Origin of the sequence: Streptococcus sp. S1, assembly GCF_034137685.1 — a bacterium.
GTDB lineage: Bacteria > Bacillota > Bacilli > Lactobacillales > Streptococcaceae > Streptococcus > Streptococcus dentalis.
The window spans coordinates 1,166,606-1,183,080 of sequence record NZ_CP139418.1 but is presented as its reverse complement, the minus strand read 5'-3'; the positions used below and the strand labels follow the sequence as shown (position 1 = coordinate 1,183,080).

The window sequence follows — 16,475 nt, the reverse complement described above, 5'->3', positions numbered from 1 at the left end:
CATGCCCTGTTGTAAAATGAAGTGCAACACAAAAAACATGTTCATTTGATATACTAGAGTTGCGAAAAACAGTATAAAGGAAGATGAACATGTCCGCTAATTATCCTACCACCAATCAATCCTACAAGCACTTATCTGAAGCTGAACGAGGGAAATTGAAGCTTATTTAAGCGTAGGACTCAAACCAGCAGAGATTGCTCGTCGTCTGGGAAGAAATCGCTCTACTATTACTCGTGAAATTAATCGTGGTTCCGTAACACAAGTGAAACAAGTAAATGGACAGAAGGTCTATTACCAACACTACTATACAGATGCTACTCATAACCGTTATCATCATGCTAGAGAAGCCAGCTATTATCTGAAACTGGATCGTGTATTGGACGATTTTCTGAGAGAATTTACAGAAGCAATGAGAGAGAAACTAAGACTACATAGCGTGGATACCTTTGTTCACACTTATAGCCTCCAACATGTAGATGCAGTTGTCCCTTCAACCAAGACGCTCTATAACTATATCGTTAGATATTAGGGTTATTGATTTGCCAAGAGCAGTGCGGACCCGTAAGAGATTTACCAATCATCCCTCTACTAAGAAACATCTAGTAAAGTCAATTGAAGAAAGACAGTAGGAGAACCTTCTATTCTAATCTTAGTAGAACGACAAACACGCTGTGCTGTCACAAAGAAACTCGTGGAGAAGAAGGCAGAGTATGTCATTCAAGCAGTTTTAGAGTGTATGAAATTTTATCCCATTAAGTCCATCACTGCAGACAATGGAAGCGAATTTTCTTCATTGAGTGAGATTAAGGGATTAGATGTTTATTTTGCACACGCCTATTCATCTTATGAACGAGGGACAAATGAGAATTTCAATGGATTGTTAAGAAAGTTCATTCCAAAGTGATCCTCGCTCAAAGATCTAGAGCCGAACCTTTTAAAAGCCTATACTAAAGCTATCAATGAAAGACCAAGACGAATCCATGGCTATCAGTCAGCACAAAAGAGTCTGGGACAAAAGTGTCACGATTCTATCAAAAAAGCAACGGTTTTTGAACTCTCTTATTTATTTTCTTATCTCACGTAAATACTTTACATGTCCAGGCTCATCATATTCATTTTTTCAATAGCATATGCCACATTTGTATCCTTATTGAGAAATAGTACCTTAGAATATGGTGCCATGAAGCTTGCTTTCTCTTCTAAGAACCAAGAATCAAAACACTGATCTCCTTCGTATAACACGATTCTTTCATATTCGTCTACATCATCACCTTCTGAAAGTCGTGCTCTTACTTCAAAATTAGCGCTGGGTTCTTTTCTCAAGATATCCCCAATCCAATAGGTTGCTTGTTGAAGCGAATAGAAATCAGCAATCCCCAACGGAAATACTCACTCATTTTTTCATCTACAAATTCAAAATCTTCAGTGGTGTCCATATCTCTAAAACTTGTTATTCTCATATAGTATTCTCACTTTCTATTTATATAACTTGGTTCTATTTTACAGCAAGCAACAAGGTTAGTTTGTTATTAAAGGATATTACTTAGTGGTAATAATTCACTGCTAATCCTTATATAATGTTATTATGTCAAATCTATGTAACTTTCTCAATTTTGTCAGATTTAGTACACAATAAGATCCCTCTATCCCAAGTATCTGATATCATTTTCTTCTGTACTAAAATGAAGAATTTCATACAGAGACATCTAAACAACAGGAAAAAGCCTTGATAACCAAGGCTTTTTTGTTTTATTACCGATCCACCACTCGCGCTTTAAAGTGAGCTGGTTTATCGTCTACATTTGTGATGGTGATCTTGTAGGGCTTTCGTTCCGTCACCCCAAATACTTCCTCAACTTCCCCTTGAACCACTATTCCATCGTTTTCTAAATAGAAACTCTTACTTTTATCATTCGGTAAGTCTTTACGCTCGGTTTTGTCTTTTAAAAAAAATGAGCTCCGTTATTGTTTGCTTTTCAACATTATAAACTATATTACTATCTTTCATCCCCCAACCTTTTAGACCGGACAATTTTAACTTCGCATCGTCTAATTTTTTAAAATGGAGTTCCGAATTATACTCCAACTGGTCTGTATTGGGATAAACTTTCAATGTAACACTTTGACCAGGCTGGAGGGTGTAGCTTCCATAAGTAAGAATCGAATAAACAAACCAGACTGCAAATGAAGCATATAAGAGCCAATGACCTTTCGTGAACGTTTGCTTTTAAAACGACGTAAAAGTAGGACAAGAGAAATAATAAATATCAGGGGTGTTATCATTTGTCTTCCTTTCTTGTAACTTAAATGGGGACTCACACTTTAAGATTCATTTTTAAATAAAACAAAAAGTAAAGAACGGGCTCGAATAATCACGAATGTCTGTAGCATCACCTATAACTGTCTATTTAGGCATATAAGATCCGATACATATTTTCCATAAAGCCGTCAATCTCTCCTCGAACAATTTTCAACAGACGCTCTTCTTCGGAATGTGAGATAGAGACTCCCTCTCTTTCTCCACTGTCGTTATCCTGAGAATAGGTCGATTACATTAAATTAAGTTTTTTATCTAACACGAAAGCCACAAAGGTTTGTTTTTCATTAATTTGTTTAGTAAAAAATAACTGAAAATCTTTTGCATCTTTTTGAGGAGGGCTGATTTTCAAATGTACTTCTCCTTCTATTTCAAGTGGATAAACAACTCCTTCTAGACGAATAGCACCATCAGATGGAATGATGTAACCCGCTTTACGTATTGAGATGCGTACTTTTCCGACCTCATTAAATAATGAAGAACTTCGATTCTATCCTGTTTTTTAAAAGCTGTTTTTAGAGTACTAGATTCTTGAGAATTTTTATATGTGAGATAAAAAGGAATGACTAATAAGATAAAAGATACTATTATCAACCACTTAAACTGTTTCATTTTATCTAACACCTCTTTCCAAATAGTTAAAGAAGGCTTTCTACTTCTTCTTTCTCCCTATCTCTTCTTTTTAATCTGATAAAAAACAAAACTGATCATGGCGTCCAAAAGAATTGCATATCCAAAAATTCTTATGGTTGCTATGAGCCAACTTGGGCTATTTTCAGCATCTATATTCAATAGTTTTAAAGACACTGCTAGAGTCAAAAATAAGACAACTTCTGTAGTTAAGCGGTGCTTGGCCTTTTTGAAATCTATGGTTTTCAAAAAGGACTGACTCTGGTCTTCCTTCGGTCCTTCTTCCCAATAGGTCTTATCCTTACTTCTCAGATAAAGGAGATAGCCAACTTCGACGATTAATCTTGAAAAAGCTGAAGTAAAGACTATATTGCTCACAATCCCAAATGTTTGCACATAATACCCGGATAAACTAGCCAGCCCTCCACCTAACACAGTGATTCCGAAAATAATCCAGAGGGAGGATTTGCTGAAGACACTGGAGGTGGCGATAGAGTTCCTAGCAGTTCGTTTTTCTGAAAAACCTCGTCCTAGTTGCTTTTTTAACCAGCTGACATTATAAACCATTAAACCGAAAAATAAAACAGTGAAACTCAACCAATAAATCAGCGAGTAGATCAGCGAATCTTTCAGAACCTCATTCGTTAAAATAGCGAGAATATAATCCATTAAAATCAACGAAAGATGGATCCCATTGATTAGTAGAAAGAGCATCGCAGTACTCAAGAGTTGATACTTATAGATGAATGGTTTGCTGAATGACATGATTTGACAGACCAGCATGAGCAATAGAAGGAGACACAGAAAGCGAAAAGGGACATTCGAAAAGGGATCTACTGTGAATTGCTCCTTGATAAAAAAGTATACATGAGTCAGGTCGATGCTCAATACAAACAAACCAGCCCAGGCCAAACTCAACATTCTAACAGAAGCTCGCGTGAAACCCAGCGCTTGAAAATATTCCTTATTTAATTCTTCTGACTGACGGTTCATATCCCACTATTCCTCTTCTAGCTGACCGCTTTTGATTAACTTCTTATAATAGCGTTTGCTGTACCATTCGCGGTCGCTAATTTCTAGGTATTCTTTGTATTCCAGACGTCGTCCGAGAAAAAACATATTGATCTCTTTCTATTTTCTTTACTCTATTTCCTTTTTGACGCGATGATTTCTATATCGCTCAATTGCCTTCAACCATCGGATCATATTATTTTGCCACAGTAATAACGCTGCGACAGCTGGCAAAATCCCCATCAGGCTTAAAGGGAATTTCTCACTGCCGATGGGTGTTCCCATCATCTTCAAAACGAGCATGGAAAGGACAGAAATCGGATCCACCAAGCCCATGACAGCTATAAAGGCTGTGAAAATCCAGGCAAATCACGAAGAACTATAGATTGTTTCTTCATTGACTCCATCCAATTTTATTACACTCTTGATCAATCGGTCCATAATGATAGGCCATTTAACGGCCACTTTTTGTAAAATCACAACTCTTCATATTCTGGATGCTTTCGGATATAGATGGCTGCGTAAACGGCATCCACGATAACCGCCGGAAACGTTAATGTGATTAACATCCCCAAGAAGAGACCGAAGATTCTCTCTATAAAGCCTGTAATCACGGCTATGAACAGTAGCATAATCCCAATAACTCCCAAAATGTTGAAAAGCCATTCTTTTTTCTTACTATTCACCTTATAGGTCTCCCATTGGTTAATCTTCCAAATTTTTCCTTGATTTTGAGGGAGGTAATACCAGGCATAAATCAAAGTCATCCCAACAAATAGGAGCAAGATGGTAATGAGATAAAAGAAGGTTAAGCTGGAATCATTGACCGTTCGTGCACTAATAGAACCCTCGCCCAAGGTAAACATCAATAGACCAATAAAGGTGAAGCTGACGATTATTGTCCAAGCTACCAAGCCGATTAAGATGTAGGTCAGAGATTTAAAGCGATTCACTAAAGAGTTAAAAAGTCCTAAGATAATACTGAATCCATTAATAAAAATGCAAGAAAGAAATAAAACCTTGATAATACCAATCGTGTCTTCGTAGCCACCCGCAAAATATAAAAATGTCGTAATCGGTAGCATGATCCAAGGAAAAAATTTAATATAGCCTAGACTAACCTCATTTGTGATTAAAGGGCCGTGGTAGCGTTCTTCGTTCATCCTTATCCTCCAAGTCATTTATCTAATCCGAAATAGTGCTCAACTCTCTCCTTCTTCTTTAAAAAGTACTTTCCCTTGGCTGTATAATCTCATAATCTTCACAAAACGAACTGGATTATTTTGGTTATAAAACAAAAAGGGTATATAGAACATAAATCCAGCTATCCAAAAACCGTAATCGGTCTCAATAGGCTGACCAAACTTTTGAGTATAGCCGTAAAAAACACATACTAAATAGATATCAACAGCAATTATTATGTAGCGAGCAATTCGATAGATTGTTGAAGATGCTTTAGCTGGATCAAAATTCTCTTCACCCACCATCAAGTTATGAGAAGCGGCATAGTAAAAAATCTTCTCCGTCGTCGGCTGGGCCTTGCGTACATTTTTATACAATCCCCGTTCTAGAATCGCAACCATAAACAAAAACTCAGCCAACCAAAATAGTAGAATATAGGTCAAACTGGTCCAGTTATAGACACCAATGGACATAGCTGAAAAGAATCCAAAAAAACCTGGCCCACCTGCCATGAAAAAAATCACCATTTCAGGAATATAGGCATTGGTCTTACGTGCTCCTTCAGTATTAAGTAGGAAACTTTTGGGAGCTGCTAAAGCCTCCCTCGTCTTTTGGTCATAATAGACCGCTTGTCCATCACATTCGCCGATAAAGACACGACGTCGTCTGAGAAAAAACATATTGACCTCTTTCTAATCATGAAAATAAGTTCTTAAAATCTCCTAACCATTAGGAACAAGCTTCAAAATGAAAAATCTACTCCTCATATCCTGGGTGTTTGCGTACATAGCGCGCTGCCTGAACTCCGTCCACTATGAGAGCTGGTAAAAAAAGATTCATCAAGATGCCCAAGAAAACACCAAAGATATTCTCAATGTAGCCAGTGAGAATAGCTGGCGCTAACAATACAGCTACAAAAGCAACTCCAACATTAAACAATCGCTCTTGCTTCTTGGCATTGTCTTCACCACCATAAGTCTCCCATCGGTTGAAAGCCCAGATTTTCCCCTGATTTTTAGGAAGATAATACCAGGAGTAGAGACCAGTAGAAAAAAGCAGGATACAGAGAGCTACGAGATTGTAAATAAGTGCCCAGACTGAATAGATCCCGTCATTACCAACTAGCATAACCAAGCCTGTAAAAGTCATGTCAACGTTTAAAATCAAAACAAGTATGGAAACAAAAAGATAGATAAAACTCTTAAATCTCACAATAAAACGATCGAAGAAAGAGAGTGGGATTGCCACACCACTAATAAACATGCAAAGAATGAACAAGATTTTATAAATGCCAATATGATCGACATAGGTCGTCCCAAAATAAGCCATAAAAGAGAATGCTAAGCTAATCCAAGATAGAAGCTTGATATAGCCTAGACTAACCCCATTTGTAATCAAAGGACCGTGGTAGCGTTCTTCGATCACTACTTTCTTTTTCTTTGAAGCTTTTGACATGAACTCCCTCTCCTTAACTAGTCAGATTGATGTTATCCAAGGAACCTATTTCCCACTCTCTACCTTCTACTTCAAAACTTGGTTTTCATCTTTCTGTAGTTGGGTGATGACAAGTTTTTGATCTGGTCCCATACTGACTTCTAGATAGACATCTGGATCGTCATCAGCTCTACATATCACACTAATTTCCCCCTCCTCAAACCGTTGTGACAATTTCAAGATTCTAACGAAATTATTTTGATTGAACGCAACAAAACCAATTCCCAACAAAAGACCTGCAAATATAATCTTGAAAATCTCTCCTCCAATCGGTTGCCCCAACAAGTCTTTAAAGCGGGAAATAAAATCATAGACATAGTAGAAACCAACTGCAGGAGCAGTAAATAAGAGTGCATTAAAATATAAAAAAGCACCTTTGCTAAATCCTTTTTTTTCCGTCTTTTCCTCTTCGTCTTGATTTTCGTCATCGGGATAAATCATAGTAGTAAGACAAACCGTTTGGGTAGTCACTTGAGCTTTATTGACATTTCTATACAAGGCTCGTTCTACAAGGATAGTGATAAAAGCAAACTCTGCTATCCAGATAAGAATAACACTCCAAAAAACAGTCATACTATAAGTTCCTTGTAAAAATAGACTAAAGAAGGAAGAAATGCCACTTCCGCTAGCTATAAAGAGAACAACTAATAGAGGAATATGCCGATTCATCCTGCTCGATTTCTCTGTATCTAATAGTTTACTCTTTGGAGCTTCTAAAACTTCATGGGTCTTACGATCATAATAAATAGCTTTGTCGTAATATTGATTCAAATAAAAACGACGTCTTCTAAAAAACATATATTTCTTCTTTCTAATACTTATCCTATTCCCGTCACCACAGCTTGGGTAGCTTCCACTCTCCATGTGAAAACTTATCCCAATTTTAAAATAGCTTAAAGCATCTCAAAACTTTCTTCTTTACTTATGTAATTCTTTTGTCAAAATAGCTCCATCTGGTCCAACGCTCACTTCTAGATATACATCAGAGTTTTCATCATCTCTACATACTACTCTTAATTTTCCAGACTCAAATTTTTCTGTTATGTCCAAAATACCAGAAATATTATTTTGATTATATATAACAAAAGCAATTCCTAACAAAAGCCCTGCAAATATAATTTTAAAAAACTCTCCTCCAATCGGTTGTCCCAACAAGTCTTTAAAGTGGGAAATAAAATCATAGACATAGTAGAAACCCACTGCAGGAATAGTAAACAACAAAGCATTAAATAAAAAAGTATTATTGCGCTTCTCTTTTTCGCTCAAGTTCTTTTCTTTTAAATCCTCTGAAGCACAAATAGTAAAAAGGCTGACCGTTTGGGTAGTCACTTGAGCAATATTGACATTTCTGTATAAAGCCCGTTCTACAAGGATCGTGATAAAAGCAAACTCTGCTATCCAGATAAGAATAACACTCCAAAAAGTTGTCATGCTATATGTTCCTTGCACAAATATACTAAAGAAGGATGTAAGGCCACCTCCGCTAAACATAAAGAAAACAACTAATAAAGGAATATGCCTGTTCATTTTACTTGATTTCTCTGTATCTAATAGTTTACTCTTTGGTGCCTCTAAAACTTCATGGGTCTTACGATCATAATAAATAGCTTTGTCGTAATATTGATTCAAATACATACGACGTCTTCTAAAAAACATATCTGTCCCTTTCTCACCCAAGTCTATTTCAAGTATTTCTTGGCATAGTCTTCGTAGCTTGGTTGCTCTTTTTTATTCATCGCATACAGCAAGAGTCCGCTCAAATCATCCTTTTCTGAACTCGGTTGGATCATGATGGCAATATTTCTATCCGGATCTGGGAAAATCACAGAATAAGACTCACCATGTTGCTCGATTTTGTAGTATACAAGATTCCCTTTTTTCTCAATAGACTTTTGTTTATAGGGATATTCTTCTCCGTCTACTGTCACAGTGTCTTTAGTAAAGACCAGCACACCATTTTTCTTATCGCCTGTTTGGACTTTCCATTCCCCTTCAAGCTTAGCCGAAGACGTACCACAAGCCGCTATCAGAACCAAAGAAAGAGACAGAAGAACCGCAGCCATTATTTTTTTCATTTTACCCATTATGATTTTACACTCCTAAAATTTTATTATTTCCCTCTCCTACAAAAGAACTCGGACCCCTTTCACTCACTTGTAAAAACAGCCCTAGACTCATAGGATTGTGAAAAATTGCATAGAACTAGTATACCATAAAAGCTAGGTGACAACATTGATTTGAGCACAAGAAAACCACTTAAAAAGGTGGCTATAAAACATAGATCTTTTTTTTATCAAGCGGATGTAAAACTCAGAAAAATAAATAATAGTTATTTGTTAATTATAATCAAACATCTACTGATCCTTTCCGCTGTGAGAAAAGTGGCTGAAACGCTAAATAGTTAGGTACTTTCAAACACCATCTCCCTATTCTCCCCCCACTTATGGTATGATGATAGAGTATGTTTAGGTGCCGAGCTACTCGAGCACCTCCGTGCTAAAAGGAGAACCAATATGAAAATTGCATGGAATGAAATCAAATACCAACCCAAGAAGTTTATCCTGATTGAACTTCTTATTACCATTCTCATGTTTATGGTGGTGTTTTTGTCCGGACTGACAAATGGACTGGGCCGGTCGGTATCGGCCCAAATCGATAACTATGGGGCCCTGCACTACATCCTTTCGACGGATTCAGAAGGGATTATCCCCTTTTCAACCATTACGGCGAAAGATTTAGAAGAGATTCAAAAGATAGAGGGAATGGACTATTCTGGCTTGTCGATCCAGCGAGCAACCGTCTCAAAATCAGAGGATTCCAATACCCTGGATATCACCTACTTCGCGACCGATCACAATGAAAAAGAGATCCTCAATCCAATTATGGAGGATACCGACCTCAAGATCTCCGACTTACAGAAAAACGAGGTCATTCTGGACCATTCTTTCAAAGAGGATGAGGGGATCCAAGTCGGTGATCACGTGATCGACAAAACCTCTAAGCAAAAACTCAAGGTCGTAGCCTTTGCGAAAAATGCCAAATACGGCTATAGCGAGATTGGCTTTATCAGCTCGGAGACCTACACAGGCATGCGGCAAAAAACAGATCCAAGCTACCAATGGCAAGCCCAAACCCTTGTGACCAAGAAGAGCATCACTTCTAGTGATCTATCCAGCAACTTAATGGTGGCGGATAAGAAGCAAGTGATCGATAAAATCCCTGGCTACAAGGCTCAAAATCTGACGCTACGGATGATCACTTGGGTGCTGCTACTTGCTTCCTCTGCTATCCTTGGGGTCTTCTTCTATATCCTGACCCTGCAGAAGTTGAAACAGTTTGGTGTCCTAAAGGCCATTGGCATGTCCATGAGCCAGATTACCTATGTCCAACTATCCCAACTCACCATCATCTCCCTTATCGGAGTACTGCTGGGTCTTGGCCTGGCAACTATAATGGCGCCATTTTTACCCAATAGCGTCCCTTCCTTTATGACCCTGAAAGACAATCTCACCATCTCGCTTAGCTTTATCCTGACCTCTATTTTGTGTGGTGCCTTGTCCCTTGTCAAAATCAAAAAAGTAGATCCAATCGAAGTCATTGGTGGAAATGGAGAATAAGATGGCCATTATTGCATTAGAAAATATCAGAAAATCCTACGCCGATGGCAGCCAGATGCACCATGTCCTCAACCAACTTAATTTAAGCGTCGACCCCAACGAATTTGTCGCGATCTTGGGCCCTTCAGGATCAGGTAAATCCACTCTCTTAGCTATCGCTGGTTTACTCTTGTCAGCAGACGAGGGGCGGATTTCTATCGCTGGCCAAGACTTGACCGGCCTCAACCAAGGCCAGTGGACGCAAAAACGCCTGGAATTGCTTGGCTTCATCTTTCAAGATCACCAGCTCCTCTCCTATATGAAAATCGGCGATCAGTTAGAGCTGGTGGCCAAATTGAAGGGGGAAAAGGACAAGAAAAAACGCCAAGAGGAAGTCAAAGCCTTGTTGGCAGATCTGGGCATCGAAGCTTGTTACCACCAATACCCGAATCAGATGTCCGGTGGGCAAAAACAACGTGCAGCCATTGCTCGGGCCTTTATCGGAAATCCGCAGGTCATCTTAGCCGATGAACCAACGGCTAGCCTAGACCCGGATCGAGGGCAAGAAATCGCCCAGTTGATCCGGAAAGAAGTCAAATCCAAAAACAAGAGCGCCATCATGGTCACCCATGACCGCTCCATCCTGACCTATGTGGATACCATTTATGAATTAAAACATGGCCAATTGCTAAAGGTCGAAAAAGTTGATTAAATGCAAACTAGCGAACAAGAGTCTCTCTTGTTCGCTAGTTTTTTATTCTTACGGATCTTTGGGCAGTTCCATACGGAAGCGTAAGCCCATAGCCGTTTTGTCAAATTGGTAGGCCAGTTCTTCATGGTCTAGCAAGTGTTGGACCACGAAGAGTCCCAAGCCGCCTTCCTTCTTCTGACGGCTAGCGGTCATTGGCATTTCAGCGGTCTCTACCATTTCCTGGCTGGTATTTTCAACCGCCAAGTGCGTCCCTTCCTCTTCGAGGCGGAGCTGGATCTCTCCACCGGCATCCGAATGCTTAACGGCATTGCTGATGACATTTGAGAGGACCAATTTCAGAATCGCTGGGTCCATATAGACTGGTTTGGCTGGGATCTGATTGTCAATCGTGAGCGAGCGAGATTGCGCCAAGACCTTGTACTGGTCGAGGATCTGCTCTAAGACCTGATCCAGCTGGATCCACTCCTTGTCTCCAGCCAATTCTTGGACAGAGGACAGGGACAGGATTTCTAGGACGATCTGGTTCATCTCATCGACGATATCGAGGGAGACCGACAGGTAGCGGTCCCGATCCTTGTAGCGGCCGATCTTATCCCGCATATTTTCAAGGATAATCTTCAAGCTGGCTAGAGGCGTCTTGAGCTCATGTGAGGCTCCACGTAGGAATTCGACCTTCATCTGCTCCAACTTCAGATTTTCTTGTTTTTGCTGCTCTAGATTGTCGATCACTTCTAGAAGATGGTGATAGAGGTCGTTGATCTGTTGCTTAAGAACACCGATCTCATCCTGCGAATGAATGGGAAGACTAGCTGTCCGATCCAAGCGCTTCATCCGCTTGGTCATCTGCTTGATCTCAAGGATCGGAGCAGAAATCAGGCGGGCATAGAGATAAGAGGCAAGCAGTGACAGGACAAAGGAAGCCAGAAGACTATAGGGAAGGAAGCCCAAACTGATGTCCCGCGCTTCCTTTTGGGAATCGACAGTTGCTAAGAATTGCAAGGTCAAGTCCTTCCCCTCTTTGGTCTCAATCTTTCGCTCTTCAATGACCAAGGAATTGTTCTGGCTGTTAGGGTTCAGGAGCAAGTCATCCTTGACCTCTAGGGCATTTTGTTTTTCCTTGCCCTTAATTGAGACCTTGATATCATTGGTCTTGGAATAAAGGTCGATGACCGACTCAATGGTTCCTTCTTCCTGACCCTGGAAACTCTTGGCCAGGGCCTGTGATTTCTTCAAAATCGTCTGGCGCTGAGACTCGATATAGGTCGAGGGGAAAATAAAGTAAACCGAAGCATGTAGAAGGATGACTAAGCCACTAAAAAGGGCAAAGGTGATCAGAAAGATCTTTGCAAAGATACTTCGTTTGGTCATGGTCTCTCCAATTTATAGCCGACATTGCGTACCGTAACGATACAGTCCAGCTCTAGTTTTTTTCGTAGTTCCTTGATATAGACATCGATTACCCGGTCAAAAGGAATCTCCTCCGTCTCCTTCCAGACGGCATCGAGGATCTGAGAGCGGGTCCGGGCCTTACCCTCATGCTGGAGCAAGTATTCCAAGATTTCCAACTCCTTGGCATTCATGGAGATGGCTTGCCCAGCTAGGCTGGCAGTGTAGCTCTCAAAATCCACCCGTGCCTCTCCATAGGTGAAGACCCGGGAAGGCTGGAGCTTTTTAAAAATAGCTTCGATACGGACCTTCAAGAGGGACAAGGAGAAGGGTTTTTCCAGGTAGCCGTCCGCCAACTCTCCAAAGGCCGTCAACTTATAGTCCTCGTCATGGAAGGCCGTCAGCATAAGGACAGGGACCGAGCTGGTCTTCCGGATGGTCTTGAGCACTTCCAAGCCATTGAGGATAGGGAGCTGGATATCCAGCAAGACCAGATCTGGCGCTTCTTTGTGAAAGAGGTCCAGGGCCTCCTGCCCATCACCTGCTTCAAAGACTTCATAGCCACATTCCATGAGATAGTCGCTCATCCCTTCGCGAATCAGGACTTCATCTTCTACGATTAGTATCTTCATACACTTTCCTTTTATCTAAGAAACTTCTTCTACCTCCTATTATACCCTATTTCTATTTTAGGAAACAATCTCTTATTCGACATCCACCAAGAGTTCCTTTGGTTTCTTATGCAAGAGCCATTGTGAAGAAAGGATAGATACCAGAATCAAGAGAAGGCCACCGACCAACACAATCACCAGCAGTTGGCTCGGTTGGATGTCCATATGGAGGTCTGTCAAGGTCTTACTGAAGCTTTCGGCCTCAGCTCCTCCACCAAGGTTGGCTGCAGAAGATTCTTGAGCCATTTGTTTGGCAATGCCACTGGTGACGTTCTTAAGCACCGTATCTCCCACTCCTTTAGCAAGAAGACCTGCGACTCCATAGGAAAGGAGGAAGGCTGGGATGGAGATCATGATCAATTCTGCCACGAATTGCCCCGCAATCTGCACCTTGGAGAGCCCCAGAGCCAGCAAGATTCCCACTTCTCTGCGACGGGCATTGAGCCACAAGACGAGGAGAAGGGTGAGAAGCAAGCTAGCAAAGATGAGGCTACCGATAAACAAGTAGTCCGCCACTTGGAACATGCTACTGATGGATTTTTGCAAGGCTGGGTAGTTGGAAGAACTCTTAACCAAGTCAAAGTAATTCCATGGGATATCTAAGGCTTTGATTTTTTCGATCAATTGATCGAGGTCCTGATCCCCCTTGGCAAAGAAGGTCGCATCCTCATAGGTAGCTGTTTGGACAGTATTGCCATAGAGCTTGGCAGCTGTATCTAGGTCAGAAATGAGGGTATCTTCATACAACTCTTGGGCGTAAGTTAGAGGAGCTTGGTTCTTCCCTGAGAACAGACCCTTAATGGTCACTTCGACAGTTTCATTGGCCCCTTTTTCATTGTCAGCGTCGTAGAGATTGGACTTGAGACGCACCTTATCGCCTACCTTGAGACCATTCTTTTTCGCCAAATCTTCGTGCATGAGGATTTGGTTTTTATCTTTGTCTGTCAGATGCTCCCCTTGGACTAGTTTGTAGGCTCCAGAGACAAATTTATCTTCTTTTGAAGAGTCATTGACCCCTGTCACCATCAAGGTATTCTTGAAGTGCTTGGCCCGCTCTGGAGATTGATTTTGCAGGGTTTCTTCAGTCTCAATGATCTCGTGGTCTAGGATATCTGCGATGGCATTGATCCGCTTGATGGAGGAGGTGATCCCCTCTACCTGGCTGATTTTTTCGATATCTTCTCCTCTGAGATTCCCAGCTCCCCGAGGGGTTCCCGGATTGGTCCTGCGATTGATCTGCATGGAGAAGCTATTGGTGATGGATCCCAGGCTTTCCGATGAAGCTTTTTGGGTCGCCCCCTTCATAGAGAGTCCGATCAAGCTCAAGGTCCCCATGAGGAGAATGATGGCAAAGAGCAAGAGAGACTTGGGCCATTTACGTGTGATATAAGCAAAAGCATTGCGCAACATAGCATTCCCTCCTTACTTGCTCTTCTCAACGAGGCTACGGCGACTCAATTCCAAGACCACATCGGAGGCCTCTGCCACTTCCTTACTGTGGGTGACGACGATGACACATTTTTGGCGTTCCTTGGCCAACTTCTTCAAAATGGCAATGATGTCACCGGCTGTCTGTTCGTCAAGGTTTCCTGTCGGCTCATCTGCCAAGATGACAGGTGCTTCTGAAACGAGCGCACGCGCTATGGCCACCCGCTGTTGCTGCCCTCCGGATAGTTGCAGGACATTGCGTTTGATTTGCGTTTCATCCAATCCCAATTCCAAGAGAATCTCTTTCCCAGCTTGTTTGTTGACCAAACGGACATTTTCCAGTGGCGTCAAATAATCAATCAAATTGTAATTCTGAAAGACCAAGGAAACATGATGCTTGCGGTGGTAGCTAGCCCCTTTGGTCTGGATGTCCTCCCCATCAAAGAGAACCTGCCCCTTCTTGGGATTGTCTAGACCAGCCAAGAGGGAGAGGAGGGTTGATTTTCCTGCTCCAGACTGACCGATAATGCTGTAAAAAGTCCCATTTTTGAACTGATAGTTCACGTCTGAGAAGATCTCTTCTTGGTAGCTTTGGTAACTATAGGATACATGTTTGAGTTCTAACATAGATGTCATTTCTCCTTAACTCATTTTTGTTAATATTTCTTTTGGGGTCTTGCGCCAGATCATGCTGGTCGTTACACCGAGCGACAGAAGGATCAAGCACAAGAGGCTAGCATAGGCGATTCCTAAGGAAAGGCCTTGAGGGATTTGATGAAGCAAGTCTAGAGTCTGCTGTTGACCAGTCTGTCCGACAAATTGCTCTAAGAAACGATGGCTGATCATCCGCCCGATGAGAAAGGCCGGGATCAGTGCTAGTAAGGATACCAGCACCACTTCTAAGAGGAACTGTCCAAAAATCCGGCCCTTGCTCTTCCCAATGGATAAGAGGACGCCGATTTCATGGATCCGCTCTCGTGTCCAGAGACTCAGTAAGAGAGATAGGGCACCGGCTCCCGTCACCAGAAGGACGATCATCATGATCCGTACCAGGCCTTCTAGGGTCTGAGAGGATTCTTTCATCTGGTCAAAAGCCTTGCGATCTTCGACCACGCGGAGAGACTGCCAATCCAGATCCAAGTTTTTGACTTGCTTCAAGAGGGCATCGATTTTCTCAGGATCTTTGACCCCAAAGGTGACCTGGGTCACTTCTTGCTGACTGAGACCAAGAAGCTTAGTCGCATCCTCATAAGGGAGGTAGACTTGATTCTCACTCAGATCAGAGGTCATCCCTGTGAATTTTTCCTGTTTCTTACCCGAAAAGATCCCAACGATTTTAAAGGTTTGCTCTTTGGCAGGAGTCTCTCCCATCTGAAAGCTGGATAAGGTCAAGGAATCTCCGACCTTTAGCTTGTTCTTCTTAGCCAACTCTTGGTGGATCAAGATCTGGCCGCGAGCCTTGTCGGATAAGTGCTTGCCTTGCACCAGTTGGAAACTACCACTGCGGAAATCCAAGTGCTGGTCTGTCTTCTGGGTAAAGACAGCGCCTAGCGCTTGCTTGGCTTCCTGCCCCAAATCGTCTCGCTCCACCGACTGCTGTCCCGTCACCGCTTCTTTATCAAGAATGCGAACGGGACTTTCATATTGAGGAACCATAGATCCAACTCCAGCTAGCTGCTGCACCTTTTCAGCTTCTTTCAGAGCAAAGGGAGTAGCCCCCTGCTTACTGGTCAGGGCAAAGCTGGTCCCAGCCGACTGTTTGATATGGTCCTCCAGCCTTCCTCCTACTTGCATCAGTGAAAAACAGAAATACAAGCAAGAGAGGATCAAGAGGAGAATTAGAAAGAGGACCAGATTCCTCGTTCTTTTTCGAGAAATATAGGCGATTGCCTGTTGTAAGAGCATGATCTTACCCTCCATTTCAAGGTCCACGACAATACAATGTGGACGCTTTCATCATTTGTTATAGTTATTATAGAAAAGAAATGTGAAATGTTTATGAAATAGAAAAAGTTTCCTAGAAAAATTTAGGAGAGCTAAACAGTCTT

At 41.6% G+C, this 16,475-nt stretch carries 15 protein-coding genes and 3 pseudogenes; 3 read left to right on the top strand and 15 right to left on the bottom strand.

Going from position 1 to position 16,475, the window contains the following annotated elements:
- Positions 1-89 precede the first annotated feature (89 nt).
- Positions 90-1,084: pseudogene (locus tag SM121_RS05735) on the top strand (IS30 family transposase).
- 5 nt (positions 1,085-1,089) lie between these two features.
- Here SM121_RS05735 and SM121_RS05730 read toward each other — a convergent pair.
- The 10 genes and pseudogenes from SM121_RS05730 to SM121_RS05685 all read right to left on the bottom strand — a co-directional run bounded on the left by SM121_RS05730 (position 1,090) and on the right by SM121_RS05685 (position 8,718).
- Entirely contained in the window at positions 1,090-1,380 is a 291-nt protein-coding gene (locus tag SM121_RS05730) for a hypothetical protein (RefSeq protein WP_320910595.1), read from the bottom strand.
- A 372-nt stretch (positions 1,381-1,752) separates the two neighbouring features.
- A pseudogene (locus SM121_RS05725) lies at positions 1,753-2,283 on the bottom strand (hypothetical protein).
- Between the two features lie 703 nt (positions 2,284-2,986).
- On the bottom strand, positions 2,987-3,940 hold the full coding sequence (locus SM121_RS05720) for a hypothetical protein (protein ID WP_320910594.1): 954 nt from the start codon (positions 3,938-3,940) through the stop codon (positions 2,987-2,989).
- Positions 3,941-3,946: 6 nt separating this feature from the next.
- Positions 3,947-4,042, bottom strand: a pseudogene (locus SM121_RS05715) (beta-carotene 15,15'-monooxygenase); the annotation flags it as partial.
- Positions 4,043-4,434: 392 nt separating this feature from the next.
- Positions 4,435-5,121, bottom strand: coding sequence for a hypothetical protein (locus SM121_RS05710; RefSeq protein ID WP_003011121.1), 687 nt, complete (start codon positions 5,119-5,121; stop codon positions 4,435-4,437).
- 39 nt (positions 5,122-5,160) lie between these two features.
- Entirely contained in the window at positions 5,161-5,820 is a 660-nt protein-coding gene (locus tag SM121_RS05705) for a hypothetical protein (protein WP_155172125.1), read from the bottom strand.
- Between the two features lie 76 nt (positions 5,821-5,896).
- Positions 5,897-6,595, bottom strand: a complete 699-nt coding sequence (locus tag SM121_RS05700) for a hypothetical protein (protein WP_320910593.1) — start codon at positions 6,593-6,595, stop codon at positions 5,897-5,899.
- 66 nt (positions 6,596-6,661) lie between these two features.
- Positions 6,662-7,432 carry a hypothetical protein gene (locus tag SM121_RS05695; protein WP_320911321.1) on the bottom strand — a complete coding sequence of 257 codons (771 nt, stop codon included), beginning with the start codon at positions 7,430-7,432 and terminating at the stop codon, positions 6,662-6,664.
- A gap of 120 nt (positions 7,433-7,552) precedes the next feature.
- Positions 7,553-8,269: a hypothetical protein gene (locus SM121_RS05690; RefSeq protein WP_320910592.1), complete on the bottom strand. Its 717-nt coding sequence runs from the start codon at positions 8,267-8,269 to the stop codon at positions 7,553-7,555.
- A gap of 44 nt (positions 8,270-8,313) precedes the next feature.
- Complete coding sequence (locus tag SM121_RS05685) at positions 8,314-8,718, bottom strand: glycosyltransferase (protein WP_320910591.1); 405 nt, start codon at positions 8,716-8,718, stop codon at positions 8,314-8,316.
- 429 nt (positions 8,719-9,147) lie between these two features.
- Here SM121_RS05685 and SM121_RS05680 point away from each other — a divergent pair, with 429 nt between their 5' ends.
- On the top strand, positions 9,148-10,251 hold the full coding sequence (locus tag SM121_RS05680; protein ID WP_320910590.1) for an ABC transporter permease: 1,104 nt from the start codon (positions 9,148-9,150) through the stop codon (positions 10,249-10,251).
- Position 10,252: 1 nt separating this feature from the next.
- Positions 10,253-10,942: an ABC transporter ATP-binding protein gene (locus SM121_RS05675; RefSeq protein WP_320910589.1), complete on the top strand. Its 690-nt coding sequence runs from the start codon at positions 10,253-10,255 to the stop codon at positions 10,940-10,942.
- Between the two features lie 48 nt (positions 10,943-10,990).
- Here SM121_RS05675 and SM121_RS05670 read toward each other — a convergent pair whose 3' ends face one another.
- The 5 genes from SM121_RS05670 to SM121_RS05650 form a co-directional block, all read right to left on the bottom strand.
- Positions 10,991-12,310, bottom strand: a complete 1,320-nt coding sequence (locus SM121_RS05670; protein ID WP_155126139.1) for a sensor histidine kinase — start codon at positions 12,308-12,310, stop codon at positions 10,991-10,993.
- Positions 12,307-12,960, bottom strand: a complete 654-nt coding sequence (locus tag SM121_RS05665) for a response regulator transcription factor (protein WP_002891287.1) — start codon at positions 12,958-12,960, stop codon at positions 12,307-12,309. The genes SM121_RS05670 and SM121_RS05665 overlap by 4 nt, the downstream gene beginning before the upstream one ends.
- Positions 12,961-13,032: 72 nt before the next feature.
- The gene (locus SM121_RS05660; RefSeq protein ID WP_155126141.1) at positions 13,033-14,409 is read right to left on the bottom strand and encodes an ABC transporter permease; all 1,377 of its coding nucleotides are present in this window, start codon (positions 14,407-14,409) and stop codon (positions 13,033-13,035) included.
- Between the two features lie 12 nt (positions 14,410-14,421).
- Positions 14,422-15,063, bottom strand: coding sequence for an ABC transporter ATP-binding protein (locus SM121_RS05655; RefSeq protein WP_003011497.1), 642 nt, complete (start codon positions 15,061-15,063; stop codon positions 14,422-14,424).
- Between the two features lie 6 nt (positions 15,064-15,069).
- Complete coding sequence (locus SM121_RS05650) at positions 15,070-16,332, bottom strand: ABC transporter permease (protein ID WP_003011342.1); 1,263 nt, start codon at positions 16,330-16,332, stop codon at positions 15,070-15,072.
- Positions 16,333-16,475 lie beyond the last annotated feature (143 nt).

Excerpts from the sequence above, each read along its gene's own strand:
- SM121_RS05695 (WP_320911321.1), bottom strand. The coding sequence starts at position 7,432 with ATGTTTTTTAGAAGACGTCGTTTTTATTTGAATCAATATTACGACAAA.
- SM121_RS05705 (WP_155172125.1), bottom strand. The coding sequence starts at position 5,820 with ATGTTTTTTCTCAGACGACGTCGTGTCTTTATCGGCGAATGTGATGGA.
- SM121_RS05710 (WP_003011121.1), bottom strand. The coding sequence starts at position 5,121 with ATGAACGAAGAACGCTACCACGGCCCTTTAATCACAAATGAGGTTAGT.
- SM121_RS05685 (WP_320910591.1), bottom strand. The coding sequence starts at position 8,718 with ATGGGTAAAATGAAAAAAATAATGGCTGCGGTTCTTCTGTCTCTTTCT.
- SM121_RS05720 (WP_320910594.1), bottom strand. The coding sequence starts at position 3,940 with ATGAACCGTCAGTCAGAAGAATTAAATAAGGAATATTTTCAAGCGCTG.
- SM121_RS05700 (WP_320910593.1), bottom strand. The coding sequence starts at position 6,595 with ATGTCAAAAGCTTCAAAGAAAAAGAAAGTAGTGATCGAAGAACGCTAC.
- SM121_RS05650 (WP_003011342.1), bottom strand. The coding sequence starts at position 16,332 with ATGCTCTTACAACAGGCAATCGCCTATATTTCTCGAAAAAGAACGAGG.
- SM121_RS05660 (WP_155126141.1), bottom strand. The coding sequence starts at position 14,409 with ATGTTGCGCAATGCTTTTGCTTATATCACACGTAAATGGCCCAAGTCT.
- SM121_RS05670 (WP_155126139.1), bottom strand. The coding sequence starts at position 12,310 with ATGACCAAACGAAGTATCTTTGCAAAGATCTTTCTGATCACCTTTGCC.
- SM121_RS05665 (WP_002891287.1), bottom strand. The coding sequence starts at position 12,960 with ATGAAGATACTAATCGTAGAAGATGAAGTCCTGATTCGCGAAGGGATG.
- SM121_RS05655 (WP_003011497.1), bottom strand. The coding sequence starts at position 15,063 with ATGACATCTATGTTAGAACTCAAACATGTATCCTATAGTTACCAAAGC.
- SM121_RS05680 (WP_320910590.1), top strand. The coding sequence starts at position 9,148 with ATGAAAATTGCATGGAATGAAATCAAATACCAACCCAAGAAGTTTATC.
- SM121_RS05675 (WP_320910589.1), top strand. The coding sequence starts at position 10,253 with ATGGCCATTATTGCATTAGAAAATATCAGAAAATCCTACGCCGATGGC.
- SM121_RS05690 (WP_320910592.1), bottom strand. The coding sequence starts at position 8,269 with ATGTATTTGAATCAATATTACGACAAAGCTATTTATTATGATCGTAAG.